The organism is Gammaproteobacteria bacterium, assembly GCA_003696665.1.
GTDB lineage: Bacteria > Pseudomonadota > Gammaproteobacteria > Enterobacterales.
This window is the reverse complement of record RFGJ01000136.1, coordinates 1-1,637: the sequence shown is the minus strand read 5'-3', so window position 1 is coordinate 1,637 and position 1,637 is coordinate 1. Positions and strand designations below refer to the sequence as shown.

The window sequence follows — 1,637 nt, the reverse complement described above, 5'->3', positions numbered from 1 at the left end:
GACTCATGGTTTGACAATTATCTAGGGGTGGTTTCCCTTGTACGGGTCAAGAACGGTACGCTCAGAAAAGGCGATAAGGTCCTTGTGATGTCCACGGGGGAAAGTCATACCGTGGACCAGCTCGGTATCTTTACGCCGAAGCGTACGCCTCTGGAGATGCTCAAGGCCGGAGATGTTGGGTTTGTGGTCGCTGGCATCAAAAATATTCATGGCGCGCCGGTTGGCGATACGTTGACTCATGCAAAACGTCCTGCCGAAGCACCATTGCCAGGGTTTACCAAAGCAAAGCCGCAAGTCTATGCCGGGATGTTTCCGGTGAGCTCAGATGACTATGAGGCATTTCGGGATGCCCTGGAGAAGTTGAGTCTTAATGACGCCGCTCTATTCTTTGAACCGGAAAACTCTGCCGCTTTAGGATTTGGTTTTCGATGCGGTTTCCTGGGCATGCTTCACATGGAAATCGTCCAAGAACGGCTTGAACGCGAGTATAACCTTGACTTGATTACCACTGCACCCACGGTGGTCTATCAAGTCGTCACCACAAAGGGTGAGGTCATTGAGGTTGATAACCCAGCCAAATTGCCGCCGGCAAATCTCATTCAGGAGATTCGTGAACCCATTGCCGAAGCCCACATACTGGTACCACAGGATCATCTCGGCGCTGTGATGACTTTGTGCGTGGAAAAACGCGGTGTTCAGACACGCATGGAATATCATGGCAAACAAGTGGCGTTAACGTACGAAATTCCGATGGCCGAGGTGGTGCTTGATTTCTTTGATCGGTTAAAGTCGGTGAGTCGGGGCTATGCTTCCTTAGACTATAACTTTAAACGCTTTGAACCCGCTGATGTGGTCAAGATGGACCTGTTGATTAATGGAGAACGTGTGGATGCGCTGGCAACCATCGTGCATCGTGATTTTGCACAGTCACGAGGGCGTGCGCTGGCGGAGAAAATGCGAGAGCTTATCCCAAGACAACTATTTGATGTGGCCATTCAGGCTGCCATCGGCAACCACATCATTGCGCGCACAACTGTCAAGGCTTTGCGCAAGAATGTGACGGCAAAGTGTTATGGTGGTGATGTAACTCGTAAGAAAAAATTGCTTGAAAAACAAAAAGCAGGCAAAAAACGCATGAAGCAAGTTGGCCGAGTGGAAATACCGCAAGAGGCCTTTTTAGCTGTGTTACAAGTGGGGAAAGATGGATGACACAATTCGATTACTTATTGATTGCCATCGTCATTATTGGCTTGGCCGTTTGGGGGTACGATGCCCTCATTGCGGAATCCCGAAGAAAACGCGAGATTAAAACGCGCCTAAAACGTGGTGACTGGCAGATTGAAGCGAAATGGTTGCAACCCCCATCCTGGGTTGAACACACCAAGTTCGTCCTGTCCATTGCCGTCATTGTTTTGATGTTTCGACACTTTACTTCGGCGACGGCGTTTAGTTTGCTGTTGATTGGATTGACTTTGGCAACCACTATCACCGTGTTGATTGATAGATGGTTCTGGAGGCCTAAGCGTGAAGCAATGATTTCTCGTGCGCTCGACGGTGTTCCGGATATAGCCGAACCAGCAGTGAAATATTTGTATCGCGAATCTGGTTGGGTGGAGTTTTCACGTGGCGTTTACTGG

General features: G+C 49.4%; 2 protein-coding genes. Both read left to right on the top strand.

Annotation, left to right across the window (positions count from 1 at the left end):
• Positions 1-1,209 (top strand): elongation factor 4 (locus D6694_04230; protein ID RMH45808.1); only part of this gene is annotated, 1,209 nt, incomplete at its 5' end.
• Positions 1,206-1,637, top strand: a 432-nt coding sequence (locus tag D6694_04225) for a hypothetical protein (protein RMH45807.1), incomplete at its 3' end; no start/stop codon positions are given. The genes D6694_04230 and D6694_04225, both read left to right, overlap by 4 nt.